This window comes from Pseudomonas sp. AF32 (genome assembly GCF_022342325.2).
Lineage (GTDB): Bacteria > Pseudomonadota > Gammaproteobacteria > Pseudomonadales > Pseudomonadaceae > Aquipseudomonas > Aquipseudomonas uvaldensis.
The window spans coordinates 42,407-59,779 of the sequence record NZ_RQJK02000027.1; the positions used below are offsets into that span (position 1 = coordinate 42,407).

Consider the following 17,373-nt stretch of genomic DNA (forward strand, 5'->3'; position numbering starts at 1 on the left):
GGCGCGGCGGGTAAAGGCGAACCGGTCAGGTCAGCGCAGAACGTAAGACACGGGGCGGACGGATGGAGGGGGGGCAGCGGGACGTAGAGCAGCGGACATCAGAATCACCATTGTTGTTGTTAAAAAGGCCGAACGGGTGGTCGTGGAAATCCGTTTCTGGCCACCGGTCTTTGCCGGTAGTGGAGGTGATGCTAATCGGGCAAGCTTTCAGCCAGCTTTCGCGAATGGAAAGGTCTGACAGAGGGCAAGTTTCTATCCTTCACTCGAATACCCGACTCTGAAGGCGTCTTGTCGGTCATTTCCGATCTTGGCGTGGGAGCGCGTTGCTCGCTGTATCCACAGGAATCGTAATGGTAGGCTTGCCGCCAACTGCAAGGTTTAAACGGAGCTCCAGCCAATGCTCAACAGTGTTGAATTAGATAATTTCGGTCCGCTGCGGCACATTCGTTGGGGCAAGCTTTCAAACATCAATCTGATCATCGGCGCCAACAGCAGCGGCAAGACATTTTTGTTAAAGGCCTTGTATTGCAGCATGCGGACGCTTGAAGAGTATCAGCGTGGGAACGACCAGCGTTCGGCTGCCGAAATATTGGCTGATAAGCTCTACTGGACTTTCCAGGCAGACAAGATTGGCGACCTGGTAACAAAAAATTCCGATGGTCCGCTGACGTCCAGGGTCAGGGTCGACACCAAGGAGTTTCGTTACAGCTTCGGCAGGGATACCACCAAAAATATAGCGTCCTTGGAAAATCACGTTTCCCCGCGGGAAAGCAACTCCATTTTCCTTCCGCCCAAGGAAGTACTTTCTCTTCAAAGCATCATTTTGAAAAGTCGTGACGTAGATAAAGAATTCGGCTTTGACGATACCTACTACGATCTAGCCCGGGCACTGCGTATCACGCCAACCAAGGGTAAGAATCACGCACACTTCGCCAAGGCCAGAGAAAGTCTGGAGGACATGTTCGACGGCAAGGTTGAGTTCGACAGCAAGACCAGCCGCTGGCAGTTCAAGAAGGGCAACCAGAAATTCCCGATAGGCGCGACCGCCGAAGGCGTGAAGAAAATCGCAATTCTGGATACGTTGCTGGGTAATCGTTACCTCTCCAAGGATTCGGTTGTCTTTATCGACGAACCGGAATCTGCTTTGCATCCCGTTGCTATCTCTCGGCTGATCGAGATCATCGTATCGCTTGCCGCCAGCGGTATTCAGTTCTTCATTGCCAGTCACTCGTACTTCGTTGTGAAAGCGTTGTACGTGGCGGCGCAAAAACAGCAGATGCCGCTGCCAGTGCTGTCTTTCATCAAGGACCACTGGGTGGCGAATGATCTTTTATCGGGAATGCCTGATAACCCGATCATTGATGAGTCTATCCGGCTTTATGAAGAGGAAGTGGAGTTGGCTCTGGGATGAGTATTTCCTTCGTTGAATCAGGCATGAACTTTGGCCCCTATGCTGAAGACGAGATTTTTCCGATAGAGAAGAGTCCCTTCTATAAGGACTTGGGCCAAGGCCTGATGATTGCGGAGTTCGTACTCATTCGTCCCGGCGTGAACGGGGCGGAAGAAGTTTGGGTCATTGAAGCCAAATCAAGCGCCCCCAAGAGCTTCGCAACTTACGTTGACGAAATACGGCAAAAACTGACTAACTCCGTCCAATTGACCTTGGCCTCTTGCTTGAAGCGCCATCGGCAAGCGGCCGAGTTGTTACCCGCTCGCTTCCTGCGTCTGGACCTGGGCACCTGCACATTCAAGTGCATACTCGTCATCAATGACTTTCGCAGCGATTGGTTGCCGCCTCTTCAAAGCGCGTTGGCCAAGGAAATGAATTCACTGGTTAAAACCATGGGCTTCAGGCCGGGCTCCGTCAGCGTCATCAACGATGACAAAGCGCGTGAGCTGAAGCTGATTCATTGACCTATCGGCAATACTCAAAACACCGAAAGATCCAACGGTCGCACCGCGCCCATCCAGATTGCATGGTCGGTGTGGTCCTTCAGGTCATCGCCGGTATTGGGGTGCAGGAAAATCACTAGGCCGTTGCGGTTGAGCGCCAGCCACGGCAGGACCACGCCGATGTATTGCGGGTCGAACGCCAGTTGGCAGCTCCAGTCCGGGTGAGGCCCGACCGGGCGTTGGTGGACCCGGCCCATGGTCAGCGGGAATAGCCGCGCCGCTTCTTCACACAGCGTCCGCGCCTGGTCGAGGGTGCTGGCGTCGAAATACACATGGGCGTGGTAGCCCCTGATCCGTTGCATCTGTCACTCCTTGCAATACGGGCCGAACCCTCTTCGTTTTTCACGGGTCAGAGGCTTATACGCGGCATAAAAGGAATCGACAGTCATGAGAAACGCCGAAACCCCGGTCGTCAAAGTGGTGCTCTATGGTGCCATGAGCAGCCTCGGCAGTGCGTTGATGGCTGAGATGCTGCGGCGCCAGCATGAAATCATTGCCATCCTCGACGACCTCACGGCACTGGCACCGCGTCCGGGCTTGCGGACCAAGGCCGGTGATCTTTATGACCCCGAGCGGGTCAAGCAAAGCGTAGCCGGCGCCAACGCGGTGGTATGCCTGCTCAATGCTCCCGGATTGCCGATGAGCAGCGAGCAAGTGGAGCGGATGCTCATTCCGGGCCCGGTGGAGCAGGTATTGGCCGTGGACGCACTGATCGCCGGGATGCAGGCGGCCAACATCCCCCGGCTGTTTCTGGTGGGCGATTTCGCGGTGCTCGACGAGGAGCAGGTTGAAGATGATTTGCAGCGTCACGCCGCTGAAGAAATCCTCGACGCCCTGCAGAACAGCCCGTTGCAGTGGACCCTCATCGATTCGCCTTACGCCGCACCGGGGCTGGGCATCGAGCACTTCACCCAAGTCAGCAGCAGCCTGGAACCCGGCATGGCCGAGTCACTGGAGCGGCTGAACAGGGTGGCCGTGGGCATCGCCGACGAGCTGCGCTTGAACCTGCATGTGGGCCAGCATGTGAACTTCATAGCCGCCACCTGACGGCCGGGCAAACCTGTGGCGAGGGGCTTCATCCCCGCTGAGGCGCGAAGCGACCCTGTCTTTTTTGGGACCGCTTCGCAGTCCAGCGGGGATAAATCCCCTCGCCACAAAGGTGAGTGCCATCGGGGCTAACCTCTTAAACCGCAATTGATGGCAACGGCAGTCCGGTCAGCGACTCGCCACTGTTGGCTTGTTCTTCCATCAACCAGTCCACGAACTGCCTGATCAGGGCGCCGCGCCGTTTACGCTGGGGCAAGACCACGTAATAACCCAGTCGCGACAACACCGTCTCGGCGATCGGACGACACAGCAGGCCTTGGGCCAATAAGTTATCCACAAGGTGGCGCCAGCCAATGGCGACGCCTTGGCCACCAATGGCTGCCTGGATCAACAAGGTGTAATTGTCGAAACGCAGTTGTCCTGGCGCCGGTGGGGAGGTGATGCCCAGCTCGCGGAACACGCCATTCCAGTCGAACCAACTGCTGCCGTTACCACCACGCAGATGCAACAGCGCAAACTCCGACAGGGCCTGGGCGGGCAGAGGCGGGGTGCGTTCCTTGAGCAGCAGCGGACTGCACACCGGGAAGACTTCTTCACTGAAGAGCCAATGACTTTCGCCTTGCTTGAAGCGACCGTCGCCGAAAAGCACTGCAACGTCGATGTCCGTGCGCAGCATATTGTGGTTGCGCTCGCCAGTGACCAGGCTGACATCCACCTGTGGGTTGGCCGCATGAAAGCGGTGCAATCGCGGCATCAGCCAGTAGGCAGCGAACGCGAAATCCGTGGCGACCTGCAGCACTTCATGTTGCTGTTGGGCCGTGACGGCGCTCAGCCCTGCGTCGATGCTCTGCAACCCGACCTGGACCTGCTCGAACAGGATCGTGCCGGCTTCGGTCAGTTCGATGCCCCGGTAAATGCGATCGAACAAGCGTGTACCGAGTTGTTCTTCCAGGCGCTTGATCTGCTGGCTGATAGCCGGTTGTGTCGTTCCCAACTCAATGGCGGCCGCCGTGAAGCTTCGCTGGCGTGCTGCGGCTTCAAACACCCGGAACAGATCCAGGGACAGGTCTCCCAATGCTTCATACATAAGCTGTGCTTATCCTAGTCATTATCCTGTATGGGCTTTACCGCAACAGACTCGGGGAACATCCTCGATTGCAGCACTTTCGCATAACTGCTCACTATGGAATGCCGCGATCACATGAAGCGCAAGAACATTCTTTTCATCATGGCCGATCAAATGGCCGCGCCAATGTTGCCGATCTATGGCCCGTCGCCCATCAAACTGCCCAATCTGTCGCGCCTGGCCGACCAGGGCGTGGTGTTCGATGCCGCATATTGCAACAGCCCGTTGTGCGCACCGTCGCGCTTTACCCTGGTGAGCGGCCAGTTGCCCAGCAAGATCGGCGCCTATGACAACGCGGCGGATTTCCCCGCCGACGTTCCGACCTATGCCCACTACCTGCGTCGTCTTGGCTACCGCACGGCGCTGTCCGGCAAGATGCACTTTTGCGGACCCGATCAGTTACACGGCTACGAAGAACGCCTGACCAGTGATATCTACCCCGCCGATTACGGTTGGGCCGTGAACTGGGACGAGCCGGACGTGCGGCCGAGCTGGTATCACAACATGTCCTCGGTGCTTCAGGCCGGGCCCTGCGTGCGCACCAACCAACTGGATTTCGATGAAGAGGTGGTGTTCAAGGCTCAGCAATACCTGTTCGACCACATTCGCGAGGACGGCGACCAGCCGTTCTGCCTGACCGTGTCGATGACCCATCCGCACGACCCCTACACGATTCCCAAGGCATTCTGGGACCTGTACGACGACAACGACATTCCGTTGCCGCACACCCCGGCGCAAACCGAACTCGACCCCCATTCTCAGCGCCTGTTGAAAGTCTACGATCTATGGGGCAAGCCGCTGCCTGTGGATAAGATTCGCGATGCCCGTCGGGCTTACTTCGGTGCGTGCAGCTACATCGACAGCAACGTTGGCAAGCTGCTGCAGACGCTTGAGGACACGGGGTTGATGGACGACACCATCATCGTGTTCTCCGGTGATCACGGAGACATGCTCGGCGAAAAGGGGCTCTGGTACAAAATGCACTGGTTCGAAATGGCTGCTCGGGTTCCGCTGTTGATCAGCGCACCGGGCCAGTTTGCCAGTGGGCGGGTCAGCGCCTCGGTGTCCACCGCCGATCTGCTGCCAACCCTGGTGGAACTGGCCGGGGGCACGCTGGAGCCGGGGTTGCCGCTGGATGGCCGTTCGCTGGTGCCGCATCTGCAAGGGCAGGGCGGGCACGACGAGGTCTTTGGCGAATACATGGCCGAAGGCACCATCAGCCCATTGATGATGATCCGCCGCGGGCCATGGAAATTCATCTACAGCGAAGACGACCCATGCCTGTTGTTCGACGTGCGCAACGATCCCAAGGAGCAGGAGAACCTGAGCCAATCGCCCGAACATCAGCAGCTGTTTGCCGATTTTCTCGCCGAGGCGCGGGCCAGGTGGGATATCCCGACCATTCACAAGCAGGTGCTCGCCAGCCAGCGACGCCGTCGTTTCGTGGCCCAGGCGTTGACCCTGGGCAAACTCAAGAGCTGGGATCACCAGCCGCTGGTGGACGCCAGCCAGCAATACATGCGCAATCACATCGACCTGGACGATCTGGAGCGCAAGGCACGTTATCCACAACCCTGCCAAAACCAATAACGTAAGGGGAAGCACATGCAAAAGTTATCCACAGTACTGGCCGCTGGGCTGTTGGCATTGAGCAGTGCTTCGGCGTGGGCCGAGCAGAGCTGCGAGACCGTGAAAATGGCCGATCCGGGCTGGAGCGATATCGCGGCGACCAATGCCATCACCGGTTTCCTGTTGGAAGGCATGGGTTACAAGCCCAGGGTAGATACCCTCGCGGTGCCGATTACCTTTGGCGGCCTCAAGGACGGTCAGGTCGACGTGTTCCTGGGTAACTGGATGCCGGCGCAGCAGGGCTTCTACGACAAGTTCGTGGCCAATGGCGATGTCACGCAACTGGCCAAGAACCTGGACGGCACCGAGTTCACCCTGGCGGTCCCGGATTACGTCTGGGAAGCAGGTGTGCATAACTTCGCCGACCTGAACAAATTTGCCGACAAGTTCGAGAAGAAGATCTACGGCATCGGCTCAGGTGCGCCAGCCAACCAGTCCTTGAAGGACATCATCAAGACCAATGACTTCGGCATGGGCGAGTGGAAGCTGGTCGAGTCCAGTGAGCAGGCGATGCTGGCGGAAGTGTCTCGGGCCGTGAAGAAACAGAAGTTCGTGACCTTCCTCGGCTGGACACCGCATCCGATGAACGTGCAACTGAAAATGCACTACCTCAAGGGCGGCGAGAAATATTTTGGTGAAACCGGCAGCGTCTATACGCTGACGCGAAAAGGTTATGCACAGGCCTGTCCGAACGTTGGCAAGCTGCTGACCAATCTGAGTTTCACCCAGGAGATGGAAAACAGCATCATGGCCGAAGTGGTGAACAAGAAAGTCAGCAACGCTGATGCGGCCAAGGCCTGGATCAAGGCCAACCCGGCGGTGCTGGATAAGTGGCTGGATGGCGTGAAGACCGTCGATGGCCAGGATGCGTTGGCGGCGGTGAAGGCCAAGCTGTAAGACCGGCTTGTGGCGAGGGGATTCATGTGGCGAGGGGATTTATCCCCGCTGGGCTGCGGAGCAGCCCTGAAGCGCCCCCCGGTTTGTCAGGAAAATCGCGCCCAACCGATTGGGGGGCTCTTTGGGGGTCGCTTCGCAACAGCGGGGATGAATCCCCTCGCCACAGATATGACCCCTCGCCACAGAGAGAGCGGCGCGTTGTCCTGTTACTCTTTCACCAAACCCCATCCCTGAGGCCCCATGGCAACCCCGTCCCGCCACTCACTCTTTCCTTTCCTGAGCTGGCTGCCCCGGCAGACCCGTGCCAGTGTCGGTCGCGACCTGATCGTCGGCCTGAGCGGTGCGATCCTGGCCTTGCCGCAATCCATCGCCTATGCCCTGATCGCTGGCCTGCCACCGGAGTACGGTTTGTACGCAGCCATCGTGCCGGTGTTGATCGCCTGCTTGTGGGGTTCGTCCTGGCACCTGATCTGCGGTCCTACAGCGGCCATCTCCATTGTCTTATACGCCACCGTCAGTCCCCTGGCCGTGCCCGCGACTCAGGACTACATCACCTTGATCCTGCTGTTGACGGTGCTGGCAGGTATTTTTCAGTGGTTGCTGGGGCTGTTGCGTTTCGGCGCGTTGGTGAATTTCGTCTCCCATTCGGTGGTGCTGGGTTTCACCCTGGGCGCGGCGGTGGTTATCGCGTTGGGACAGTTGCCGAATCTGATGGGCCTCGACCTGCCCAACGAAGCCACGGCATTGAAGAGCCTGGTGGCGCTGCTCAGTCACATTGGGGCTGTGGATAAACCTTCCTTGTTGTTGGGGCTGGGGACGCTGGGGCTGGGGGTAGTGCTCAAGCGGCTGTTGCCGCGCTGGCCGAGCCTGTTGATCACATTGGTCATCAGCAGTCTGGTGGCCTGGCTGTGGCCGGCGATGTTCGGGCATGTGACGCTGGTCAGCGCTTTTGTCGGGCGTTTGCCGCCCTTCACGGCGTTGCCGCTGGATCTGGAATTGATTCTGCGTCTGTTGCCTGGTGCCGTTGCGGTGGGCATGCTCGGGCTGGTGACCAGTTTGTCCATCGCCCGTTCGCTGTCGGTGCGTTCCGGGCAGTTGCTCGATGCGAACCAAGAGGTTCGGGCGCAAGGGCTCTCCAACATCGTTGGCGGTTTTTTCTCCGGCTCCTTGTCAGCCGGTTCCTTCACCCGTTCCGGCCTCAGTTATGAAGCCGGCGCCTGTTCACCCTTGGCGGGAGTATTCTCGGCGTTGTGGGTAGCCTTGTTCGCGGTCGCCGGCGCGAGGCTGATCGCGCATATCCCGATCCCGGCCATGGCCGGCAGTATCCTGCTGATTGCCTGGGGCCTGGTGGACCATCGCGGCATCCGGGCGCTGTATCGCGTGAGCCGGTCCGAATTCATGGTGATGAGCCTGACGTGTCTGGCGACATTACTGCTGGAACTGCAAACCGCCATTTACGCGGGCGTACTGGCGTCGCTGTTTTTCTACCTCAAGCGCACCTCACAGCCACGGGTGCAACATTCCCACGAAGCAGACGCCGACATCCTACGGGTCGGAGGTTCGATCTTTTTCGGTGCCAGCCATTATTTGCAAGTGCGGCTGCAACGGCTGCAAGCGCAACGGGTGGTGATCGATGCCCCGCAGATCAACTTTATCGACTATTCCGGGGTGGAAATGCTCCATCAGGAAGCCCGGCGCCTGCGCAGTCAGGGCCGCAGCCTGACCCTGCGCAGGGCGCGGCCGCAGGTGGTAGAGGAGTTGAAGAAGCTCGAAGGGGCTCAGAACTGCCCGATTCACTTCGAAGATTGACGAACAAGACCAAGTCCATCTGTGACGAGGAGATAAATCCCCTCGCACAACAGTCGGTTCGAACTGGGTCAGAGAGCGAGCTGGCGACGCAGCTCGGCCAGCACCGGCGTGGTATCCGGGCGAACGCCGCGCCACAGGTAAAACGCTTCGCCCGCCTGTTCCGCCAGCATGCCCAGGCCATCCATCGCCACCGCGGCGCCGTGTTCGCTGGCCCAACGGCAGAACGACGTAGGTTCCTTGCCATACATCATGTCGTAGCAGAAGGTCTTGCCGGGCTCGATCAGGCTAGGGGCAATCGGCGGCACGTCGCCCGACAGGCTCGCGGACGTCGCGTTGATGATCAGGTCCACTGGCTCCTGCAGCCAGTCGAAACCGCTGGCCGAGACGGGACCCAGGTCGGCGAACAGCTGCGCCAGCAATTCGGCTTTTTCCACCGTGCGGTTGGCGATGATCACCGAGGCCGGTGCTTCGGCCAACAGGGGTTCCAGGGCGCCGCGCACCGCGCCACCGGCCCCCAGCACCAGGATGCGCTTGCCCTTGAGGCTGAAACCGGCATTGACCGTCAGGTCCCTTACCAGCCCGGCGCCGTCCGTGTTATCGCCCAACAAGCGTCCGTCGTCGAGCTTGCTCAAGGTGTTGACCGCGCCGGCTCGCTGCGCCCGTTCGGTCAGGCTGTCGGCCAGCCGGAAGGCGTCTTCCTTGAACGGCACGGTGACATTCGCCCCACGACCTTCGCGGAAAAATGCCTGAGCGCACCCGGCAAAATCCTCCAGGGGTGCCAGCAGCGTACTGTAGTCCAGCACCTGCCCGGTCTGTTCAGCGAAGAGGCGGTGGATCAGCGGCGACTTGCTGTGGCCGATCGGGTTACCCATGACAACATAACGATCCATGGACATCCCTCAGGCCGTCGCCAGCCAATCACGATCCTGCAGGAAATACTCGGTCAGCCGCGCTTCTTCGCTGCCGGGTTCGGCTTTCCAGTCGTAACCCCAACGCACCTGCGGCGGCAGGGACATCAGGATCGACTCGGTCCGTCCGCCCGATTGCAGCCCGAACAGGGTGCCGCGGTCGTAGACCAGGTTGAATTCCACGTAGCGCCCACGGCGGAACTCCTGGAATTCCCGTTGCTTGGCCGTGAACGGGTCATGTTTGCGCCGGCGCACGATGGGCAGGTAAGCATCGATGTAGGCGTCGCCGATGGCACGGATGAACGCGAAGCACGTGTCGAAATCCCACTCGTTCAGGTCATCGAAAAACAGGCCGCCGATGCCCCGGGGTTCGTTGCGATGCTTGAGATGGAAATAGCTGTCGCACCAGGCCTTGTAGCGTGGGTACACCTCGGGGCCGAAGGGGGCGCAGGCCCGCTCGGCCACGCGGTGCCAGTGCACGCAGTCTTCCTCCACGCCGTAATACGGCGTCAGATCGAAGCCGCCGCCGAACCACCAGACCGGTTCTTCGCCTTCCTTCTCGGCAATGAAAAAGCGCACGTTGGCATGGGAGGTCGGCACGTGGGGGTTATGCGGGTGGATGACCAGCGACACACCGAGGGCTTCAAAACCACGTCCGGCCAGTTCCGGACGATGAGCGCTGGCCGACGGTGGGAGACCACTGCCGAAGACGTGGGAAAAGTTGACCCCGCCCTTTTCAATAACCGTACCGTTTGCGATCACCCGAGTGCGACCGCCACCTCCGGCAGACCGGGTCCAGGCGTCTTCGACGAAACGTGTGCCTCCGTCCTCGGCCTCCAGGGCAGCGCAGATGCGGTCTTGCAGGTCGAGCAGATAGGCTTTCACGGCCTCGGTGCGAGTGGTCATGACATCCCCTTATCAGGTCTGAGCTACGCGGCGTATAACGAGCCGGTGGCAAATGGGCGCACAGGATAACACCGCCGCTGGCCACGCCACAGTTGACGACGGTCAAGCATAGGAGTCCGATAGCAGGCTTGGTAAAAGTCCTCAGACATGGAGAAAGTGATGATGGCCAAACGCATCCAGTTCAGTTCCCACGGCGGTCCCGAGGTGCTCGAGTACGTGGATTACCAGCCCGCCGAGCCGGGCCCGCAGCAAGTGCGCGTGAGCAACCGGGCGATCGGCCTGAACTTCATCGACACCTACTACCGCAGCGGTCTCTATCCGCCACCGGCCTTGCCGTCGGGATTGGGCGCCGAAGGGGCGGGCGTGGTCGAGGCGGTCGGCAGCGAGGTCAAGCGCTTCAAGGTTGGTGACCGGGTGGCGTATGGCAGCGGTCCGCTGGGGGCCTACAGCGATGTGCATGTGCTGCCGGAGGCTAATCTGGTGCACCTGCCGGATTCCATCAGTTTCGAACAGGCCGCCGGGGTGATGCTCAAAGGGCTGACCGTGCAGTACTTGCTGCGCCAGACCTATGAACTCAAGGGCGGCGAAACCATCCTGTTCCATGCCGCGGCCGGTGGTGTGGGTTCCCTGGCTTGCCAGTGGGCCAAGGCCTTGGGCGTGAAGCTGATCGGCACCGTCAGTTCGCCGGAAAAAGCCGCCGTTGCCAAGGCCCATGGCGCCTGGGAGACCATCGACTACAGCAAGGAAAACGTCGCACAGCGTGTGCTGGAGTTGACTGACGGCAAGAAAGTCCCGGTGGTGTACGACGGGGTTGGCAAGGACACCTGGTTGACCTCCCTGGACTGCGTCGCGCCCCGCGGTCTGCTGGTGAGCTTCGGCAACGCCTCCGGCGCGGTGGAAGGCGTGAACCTGGGCATTCTCTCGGCCAAAGGCTCGCTGTACGTCACCCGCCCGACCCTGGCAACCTACGCCAACAACGCCGAAAACCTGCAACGCATGGCGGATGAACTGTTCGGAATGATCAGCAGCGGCAAACTCACGGTGGATATCAACCAGCGGTATCCGCTGGCGGATGCGGCCAAGGCCCAGGCTGAACTGTCGGCGCGGCGGACGACGGGGTCGACCATTCTTCTGCCGTAAAAACTGTGGGAGCGAGCCTGCTCGCGATGGCGGTATGTCAGTTAACATCAGCGCTGGCTGACACGACGCAATCGCGAGCAGGCTCGCTCCCACAGGAGGACCTTTGTGGAGGTGAGAGGTTGTAACGGGGCTCAGTCCGGACGGACGACCTTGCCGGTCGCCAGGTCGCGGATGACGCTGGGGTTCTTGCGCCCGCCCAGGTTGCCGCCGAGTACCAGATCGATCTGTCCACGGAAGTATTGTTCGACGCGAATCCGCGTACGCGCCGCCGGGCGGCCCTGGGGGTTGGCCGAGGTAGAGACCAGCGGCCCGACCAGCGAGCACAGGTCGCGCACGGTCGGGTGGTCGCTGACCCGTAGCGCCACGGTGTCGTGCACGCCCGTGATCCATTCCGGCAGCAGGTTCTGATGCGGCACCAGCCAGGTATTGGGCCCCGGCCAGGTGCTCGCCATGCGGTCCATCCAGGCCTCGGGGAAATCTTCGAACAGGAAATCGAACTGGTGGATGTTATCGGCCACCAGGATCAACCCCTTGTCAGGCAGCCGCGACTTGATCGCCAGCAAGCGCTCGACCGCTTCCTCGTTCCACGGATCGCAGCCCAGACCCCAGACCGCCTCGGTTGGATAGGCAATCACCGCCCCGGCGCGAATTTCTCGCGCGGCTTGTTGCACACGCCAACTGTTGACCATGAAAGTTTCTCCGCAACACACAATAAGGCTGTGCGCAGTTTACCGATCTTCCCCATAAAACCTAGCGTGCAAACCAACGTCCGTTGTCGCAGATGGCCCGTCCCTCCATTTCCAGTTCGGTCAGTGCCGCCAGGACCTTGGGCAAGCCCCAGCCACTGGCGTCGGCCAATGCTTCGCTGCTCTGCGGTGCGGCATGAAGCAGGCGTAACAGTGGGTGAGTCACCGGCGCGGGTTCCGAGGTAGCCGGTATCCGCTGCCAACCGCGCAACGCTTCGAGGATATGCTCGACGGTTTCCACCAAAGCCGCTCCGTCGCGGATCAATTGGTGGCAGCCCCTCGCGCCGGGGTGATGGATCGACCCTGGGATGGCATACACCTCGCGGCCCTGTTCCGCCGCCAGTCGTGCGGTGATCAGCGAGCCGCTGGCCACACTCGCCTCGACCACCAGTACGCCAAGGGACAAACCGCTGATGATTCGGTTGCGTCGCGGAAAGTTGCTGGCGTGGGGCGGCGTATCCAACGGAAACTCCGACAACACCGCGCTGCCTTGGTCGATCATGGTATTGGCCAAGCGACGATTGCGCTGTGGATAAAAATTTTGCAGACCGGTACCCAACACCCCGACAGTCTGTCCGCCGACATCCAGCGCCGCTTGATGAGCCGCCGCATCGATGCCCAATGCCAAGCCACTGGTGATGACAAAACCGGCACTGGCCAGGCTGCGGGAAAATGCCGCCGCCGTGTCCATGCCCGGTCGCGAGGCGCGGCGACTGCCGACCATCGCCAACTGAGGTTTTTCCAGGATCCTCGGGTCGCCTGCAACGAACAGCAGCGGTGGCGCATCGCTGATCTGCGCCAGCAGCGCGGGGTATTCAGGCTGGTCCCACATCAGTAAATGCTGGCCCTCGCGCTCCAGCCAGGCCAATGCCTGGGCGGCGCCGTCGCGCACATCCGGATCGCGCCGTGCCTCGGCACAGGTCGCCGGCAACCCCAGCGCACGCCATGCGCTGGCCGGCGCGCTGATGGCTTTCGAGGCCGAACCAAAGGCCTCCATCAAAGTCATGAAACGTTTGGGACCCAGCTCCGGCAAGCGGTGCAGCCGTAGCCGAGCCTCCAGTTCCGCTGGGGAAACCGAAGCAGATTCAGGTAATGACATGCGATCGTCCTTGATCGTTATAGGCCCCGCTCACGCGGGAACAAGCTGTGGATAACTCTGTTGGTAAGTTGTGAAACCCGTTATGGATTGCGCACCTTGTCGAGGATCGCCAGAGAGCGCGAGGCGTACAGCACCAAGCCATAGCTGAGCTTGTCGTAGGTGCGGAAAACCATCAGCAGGCCGGCCCGTTCGTCCGGAATCTTCACCGGTTGACCGGTAATGCGGTCGCGCACGGTTTCGCCGGTTTTCATCACCGCCAGGACGTTGCCTTCGGCCAGCCCGTCGCGCCGCCCCTTGTTCAGGGTCACCACGTCCAGCGCGCCGATCTGGGTCACGCCACGGGGCACATCGAGGATCAGCCCTTCGATGTCCGTTTTGGGTGCGCTGGGCATGAAGGTCGAGTTGATCGAGCGCTCCTCGCCGCTGAACAGGCGATCGCCGAGACGGACTTCCTGGGTGGTGCGTTGCAACGCGAGGGTGGTGATATCGCCTTCGGTGGCGACGACCTCGCCACCCCCGATGTCGTCGGCGTTTATCCCCAGAAACTCCTTGGTTTTGGGGTCGGTATAGACCTTGCCCTGGCGGAAGATGCCATACGCCGTCTGGTTCGAGTCGAACGTGCCACGGGCAAAGATCCGGTCCCCCATGCCGCTGAGCACCCGTTCCGCATCGCCAGCGACCACATAGGGGGCTTTGTCGAAATCTTCAGGTGTGTCGACGATGCGGTTGCTCAGCAGGAAGCTGTTGATGGCCTGCAGCGGAATGCTCGGGATCGCATCGGCCACCGGCGAGCTGCGCACGCGCGGCGATAGCTTGATGGTGCCTCGCGACGCGCCGCGATTGAGGGTCAGCCGTGGCTGGCCGTTGATGTAGACCAGGGTCAGGGTGTCGCCGGGATAGATCAGGTTCGGGTTTTCGATCTGCGGGTTGGCCTGCCAGAGTTCGGGCCATTTCCAGGGTTCACGCAGGTATTTGCCGGAAATGTCCCACAGCGTGTCCCCCGACACCACAGTGTATTGCTGCGGAAAACCTTCCCGAAGTTGCACTTGCCCGTGCGCGATGCCGGCCGAGGCCAGGAGCAGCAGGGCGAGTAGTGATTTCCTCATGCGGTGAATCCCTTTATCATGTGCGTTCGCGTAAAACGCCAGAGCCCCCATGGCTCGCGCCGATTCAGAAGCAGCGTTTTACAACGGTAGCCTGCATCCCAAGACACGCCAGGCCAGCCACCCGACTTTACCTCACACGTGCATTGATCAAGCTTATGGCCATTTTGAACATCCTCGAATTTCCGGACCCGCGCCTGCGCACTATCGCCAAACCGGTGGCCGTAGTGGACGACGAAGTGCGCCAGTTGGTCGATGATATGTTTGAAACAATGTATGAAGCGCCGGGCATCGGCCTTGCCGCGACCCAGGTCAACGTGCACAAGCGTATTGTCGTGATGGACCTCTCCGAAGACCGCAGCGAGCCGCGGGTGTTCATCAATCCCGAGTTCGAAACCCTCACCGACGAGATGGAGCAGTATCAGGAAGGCTGCCTTTCGGTACCGGGCTTCTACGAAAACGTCGACCGCCCCCAGAAGGTCAGGATCAAGGCCCTGGACCGCGACGGCCAACCCTACGAGCTGATCGCCGAGGGCCTGCTGGCGGTGTGCATCCAGCACGAGTGTGACCACCTCAACGGCAAGTTGTTCGTGGATTACCTGTCGACCCTCAAGCGTGACCGGATCAAGAAAAAACTGGAAAAGATCCACCGCCAGAATGCTTGATGCCCCTCTTCAAAGGCTTGCTGCGGCAAGCCTTTTTCTTTATGCGACTGCCTTGTAATTGAGAGCTTCCCATGACTGAGCCACTGCGCATCGTCTTTGCCGGCACTCCCGAATTTGCCGCCGAACACCTCAAGGCCCTGCTGGCCAGCCCCCACGAGATCGTCGCGGTCTACACCCAGCCGGACCGCCCGGCCGGTCGTGGACAAAAGCTGATGCCCAGCCCGGTCAAACAGTTGGCCGTGGAAAATGGCATCCAGGTGTTGCAGCCGCCGACCCTGCGAGACGCGCAGGCACAAGCTGAACTGGCCGCGCTGAAGCCGGATTTGATGGTGGTGGTCGCCTATGGCCTGATCCTGCCCCAGGTGGTGCTGGACATCCCGCGCTTGGGTTGCATCAACAGCCACGCCTCGCTGTTGCCGCGCTGGCGCGGCGCGGCGCCGATCCAGCGCGCCGTGGAAGCGGGCGACGCCGAAAGTGGCGTGACCGTGATGCGCATGGAAGCTGGCCTGGACACCGGGCCGATGCTGCTCAAGGTCAGCACCCCCATCACCGCCGAAGACACCGGCGGCAGCCTGCACGACCGCCTCGCGCTGATCGGCCCGCCAGCAGTGGTCCAGGCCATCGCTGGCCTGGCCGCCGGTACGCTGCAAGGCGAAGTGCAGGACGACAGCCTCGCCACTTACGCTCACAAGCTGAACAAGGATGAGGCGCGCATCGACTGGAGCCGCCCGGCCGTCGAACTGGAACGCTTGGTGCGGGCCTTCAACCCCTGGCCGATCTGCCACAGCACCTTGAACGGCGAAGCTCTGAAAGTACTGGCGGCCCGTCTGGCCGAAGGGAAGGGCGCACCGGGACACATCATCGGCGCCAGCAAGGACGGCCTCGTCGTCGCCTGTGGCGAGCAGGCGCTGTGTCTGACGCGTCTGCAATTGCCCGGCGGCAAGGCGCTGAACTTCAGCGATTTGTTCAACAGCCGCCGTGAGAAATTTGCCCTCGGCACGGTTCTCGGCCAAGCGGCGGACGCCTCATGAACCCGCGTCTGGCCGCCGCCAAGGCCTTGGCCGCCGTCCTCAGCGGCAAAGCCTCGCTCAACAGTTCTCTGCCGACCCAGCTGGACAAGGTGGAAGACCGTGATCGCGGTTTCACTCAGGACCTGGCGTTCGGCACCGCCCGTTGGCAGCCACGCTTGTCGGCGTTGGCGGCCAAGTTGCTGCAAAAACCTTTTAAAGCCGCGGACGCCGACGTCGAAGCGTTGTTGCTGGTGGGGCTTTATCAACTGCTCTACACCCGCGTCCCCGCCCACGCCGCCATCGGCGAGACCGTGGGTTGCGCCGACAAATTGAAAAAGCCCTGGGCCAAGGCCCTGCTCAATGCCGTGTTGCGTCGCGCCCAGCGGGAGAGCGAAAGCCTGCTGGTCGAACTGGAGCGCGACCCGGTGGTGCGCACTGCCCATCCGCGCTGGCTGCAGAAATCCCTGAAAGCCTTCTGGCCCGAGCAGTGGGAAGCCATCTGCGCGGCCAACAACGCCCACCCGCCGATGATCCTGCGGGTTAACCGTCGCCACCACAGCCGTGATGCCTACCTGGCGTTGCTGGGCGAGACGGGCGTCCCGGCGATCCCGTGCCAGTACAGCCGCGATGGTATCGTCCTGGAAACCCCTGGTGACGTGCGCACCCTGCCGGGCTTTGCCGACGGTTGGATCAGCGTTCAGGACGAAGCCGCGCAACTGGCCGCCGACCTGCTGGAACTGGCGCCGGGCCAACGGGTGCTCGACGCCTGCTGCGCGCCGGGTGGCAAGACCTGTCACATCCTCGAAGCCGAGCCGAAGCTGGCCGGCGTGGTGGCTGTGGACCTTGAAGCCAAGCGTCTGGTGCGGGTCAAGGAAAACCTTGAACGCCTGGGCCTCGACGCCGAGCTGATTGCCGCCGACGGTCGCGACACCGCGGGCTGGTGGGACGGCAAACCGTTCCAGCGAATCCTGCTGGACGCGCCATGTTCGGCCACCGGTGTGATCCGGCGCCACCCGGACATCAAGCTCACCCGTCAACCGGACGATATCGCCGCATTGGCGGTATTGCAGGGCGAACTGCTCGATGCCCTGTGGCAGACCCTCGAAGTGGGCGGCATCCTGCTTTACGCCACCTGTTCGACCTTGCCAACCGAGAACACTGAAGTGATCGACGCTTTCCTGGCTCGCACGCCGGGCGCGCGGGAGCTGGACATTGCCAGTCAGGCCGGCCTGAAGCAGCCCCACGGCCGCCAGTTGCTGGCCCAGGAAGGCGGCCACGACGGCTTCTACTACGCCAAGCTGATCAAGATCGCCGCCGCACGCGGTTAAGACCGAT

General features: G+C 61.1%; 17 protein-coding genes. 10 read left to right on the forward strand and 7 right to left on the reverse strand.

Translation table 11 applies throughout. The features are described from left to right. Positions 1–397: 397 nt before the first annotated feature. Positions 398–1,411, forward strand: coding sequence for an AAA family ATPase (locus EGM97_RS22500; RefSeq protein WP_238962818.1), 1,014 nt, complete (start codon positions 398–400; stop codon positions 1,409–1,411). After that, complete coding sequence (locus EGM97_RS22505; protein WP_238962819.1) at positions 1,408–1,914, forward strand: hypothetical protein; 507 nt, start codon at positions 1,408–1,410, stop codon at positions 1,912–1,914. Before EGM97_RS22500 ends, EGM97_RS22505 begins: the two co-directional genes overlap by 4 nt. A 14-nt stretch (positions 1,915–1,928) precedes the next feature. Here EGM97_RS22505 and EGM97_RS22510 read toward each other — a convergent pair whose 3' ends face one another. Next, positions 1,929–2,255, reverse strand: a complete 327-nt coding sequence (locus tag EGM97_RS22510) for a DOPA 4,5-dioxygenase family protein (protein WP_238962820.1) — start codon at positions 2,253–2,255, stop codon at positions 1,929–1,931. Positions 2,256–2,340: 85 nt separating this feature from the next. On the opposite strand from EGM97_RS22510, the gene EGM97_RS22515 reads away from it, so the two are divergent. Then, positions 2,341–3,000, forward strand: coding sequence for an NAD(P)-dependent oxidoreductase (locus EGM97_RS22515; protein WP_238962821.1), 660 nt, complete (start codon positions 2,341–2,343; stop codon positions 2,998–3,000). A gap of 136 nt (positions 3,001–3,136) precedes the next feature. Here the strand turns inward: EGM97_RS22515 and EGM97_RS22520 are convergent, their stop codons facing one another. Beyond that, positions 3,137–4,087 carry a choline sulfate utilization transcriptional regulator gene (locus tag EGM97_RS22520; RefSeq protein WP_238962822.1) on the reverse strand — a complete coding sequence of 317 codons (951 nt, stop codon included), beginning with the start codon at positions 4,085–4,087 and terminating at the stop codon, positions 3,137–3,139. Between the two features lie 114 nt (positions 4,088–4,201). On the opposite strand from EGM97_RS22520, the gene betC reads away from it, so the two are divergent. From betC to EGM97_RS22535, 3 genes are all read left to right on the forward strand, one after another. Next, the gene (betC, locus tag EGM97_RS22525; RefSeq protein ID WP_238962823.1) at positions 4,202–5,716 is read left to right on the forward strand and encodes a choline-sulfatase; all 1,515 of its coding nucleotides are present in this window, start codon (positions 4,202–4,204) and stop codon (positions 5,714–5,716) included. 15 nt (positions 5,717–5,731) lie between these two features. After that, a complete protein-coding gene (gene choX, locus EGM97_RS22530) occupies positions 5,732–6,652 on the forward strand; it encodes a choline ABC transporter substrate-binding protein (protein WP_238962824.1) in 921 nt (306 codons plus the stop codon). Between the two features lie 240 nt (positions 6,653–6,892). Further along, a complete protein-coding gene (locus EGM97_RS22535) occupies positions 6,893–8,461 on the forward strand; it encodes a SulP family inorganic anion transporter (protein WP_238962825.1) in 1,569 nt (522 codons plus the stop codon). A gap of 68 nt (positions 8,462–8,529) precedes the next feature. Here EGM97_RS22535 and aroE read toward each other — a convergent pair whose 3' ends face one another. Both aroE and hemF read right to left on the reverse strand, forming a co-directional pair. Then, positions 8,530–9,351 (reverse strand): shikimate dehydrogenase, encoded by an 822-nt coding sequence (aroE, locus tag EGM97_RS22540; RefSeq protein ID WP_238962826.1) that lies wholly within the window; start codon positions 9,349–9,351, stop codon positions 8,530–8,532. A 9-nt stretch (positions 9,352–9,360) separates the two neighbouring features. Next, complete coding sequence (hemF, locus tag EGM97_RS22545) at positions 9,361–10,275, reverse strand: oxygen-dependent coproporphyrinogen oxidase (RefSeq protein ID WP_238962827.1); 915 nt, start codon at positions 10,273–10,275, stop codon at positions 9,361–9,363. Between the two features lie 162 nt (positions 10,276–10,437). Between hemF and EGM97_RS22550 the strand changes: the two genes are divergently transcribed. Then, positions 10,438–11,415, forward strand: a complete 978-nt coding sequence (locus EGM97_RS22550) for an NADPH:quinone reductase (protein ID WP_238962859.1) — start codon at positions 10,438–10,440, stop codon at positions 11,413–11,415. A 131-nt stretch (positions 11,416–11,546) separates the two neighbouring features. On the opposite strand, the gene tsaC is transcribed toward EGM97_RS22550, so the two are convergent. The 3 genes from tsaC to EGM97_RS22565 all read right to left on the reverse strand — a co-directional run bounded on the left by tsaC (position 11,547) and on the right by EGM97_RS22565 (position 14,366). Beyond that, positions 11,547–12,104 carry an L-threonylcarbamoyladenylate synthase type 1 TsaC gene (gene tsaC / locus EGM97_RS22555; RefSeq protein WP_134922222.1) on the reverse strand — a complete coding sequence of 186 codons (558 nt, stop codon included), beginning with the start codon at positions 12,102–12,104 and terminating at the stop codon, positions 11,547–11,549. Between the two features lie 61 nt (positions 12,105–12,165). Continuing rightward, positions 12,166–13,260 carry a DNA-processing protein DprA gene (gene dprA, locus EGM97_RS22560; protein WP_238962828.1) on the reverse strand — a complete coding sequence of 365 codons (1,095 nt, stop codon included), beginning with the start codon at positions 13,258–13,260 and terminating at the stop codon, positions 12,166–12,168. 80 nt (positions 13,261–13,340) lie between these two features. Then, positions 13,341–14,366 carry a LysM peptidoglycan-binding domain-containing protein gene (locus tag EGM97_RS22565; RefSeq protein WP_238962829.1) on the reverse strand — a complete coding sequence of 342 codons (1,026 nt, stop codon included), beginning with the start codon at positions 14,364–14,366 and terminating at the stop codon, positions 13,341–13,343. A 155-nt stretch (positions 14,367–14,521) separates the two neighbouring features. Here EGM97_RS22565 and def point away from each other — a divergent pair, with 155 nt between their 5' ends. The 3 genes from def (at position 14,522) to rsmB (ending at position 17,366) form a co-directional block, all read left to right on the forward strand. Then, complete coding sequence (gene def / locus EGM97_RS22570; protein ID WP_055128756.1) at positions 14,522–15,028, forward strand: peptide deformylase; 507 nt, start codon at positions 14,522–14,524, stop codon at positions 15,026–15,028. Positions 15,029–15,099: 71 nt separating this feature from the next. Next, entirely contained in the window at positions 15,100–16,059 is a 960-nt protein-coding gene (gene fmt / locus EGM97_RS22575; RefSeq protein ID WP_238962830.1) for a methionyl-tRNA formyltransferase, read from the forward strand. After that, positions 16,056–17,366, forward strand: coding sequence for a 16S rRNA (cytosine(967)-C(5))-methyltransferase RsmB (gene rsmB, locus EGM97_RS22580; RefSeq protein ID WP_238962831.1), 1,311 nt, complete (start codon positions 16,056–16,058; stop codon positions 17,364–17,366). The genes fmt and rsmB overlap by 4 nt, the downstream gene beginning before the upstream one ends. Positions 17,367–17,373 lie beyond the last annotated feature (7 nt).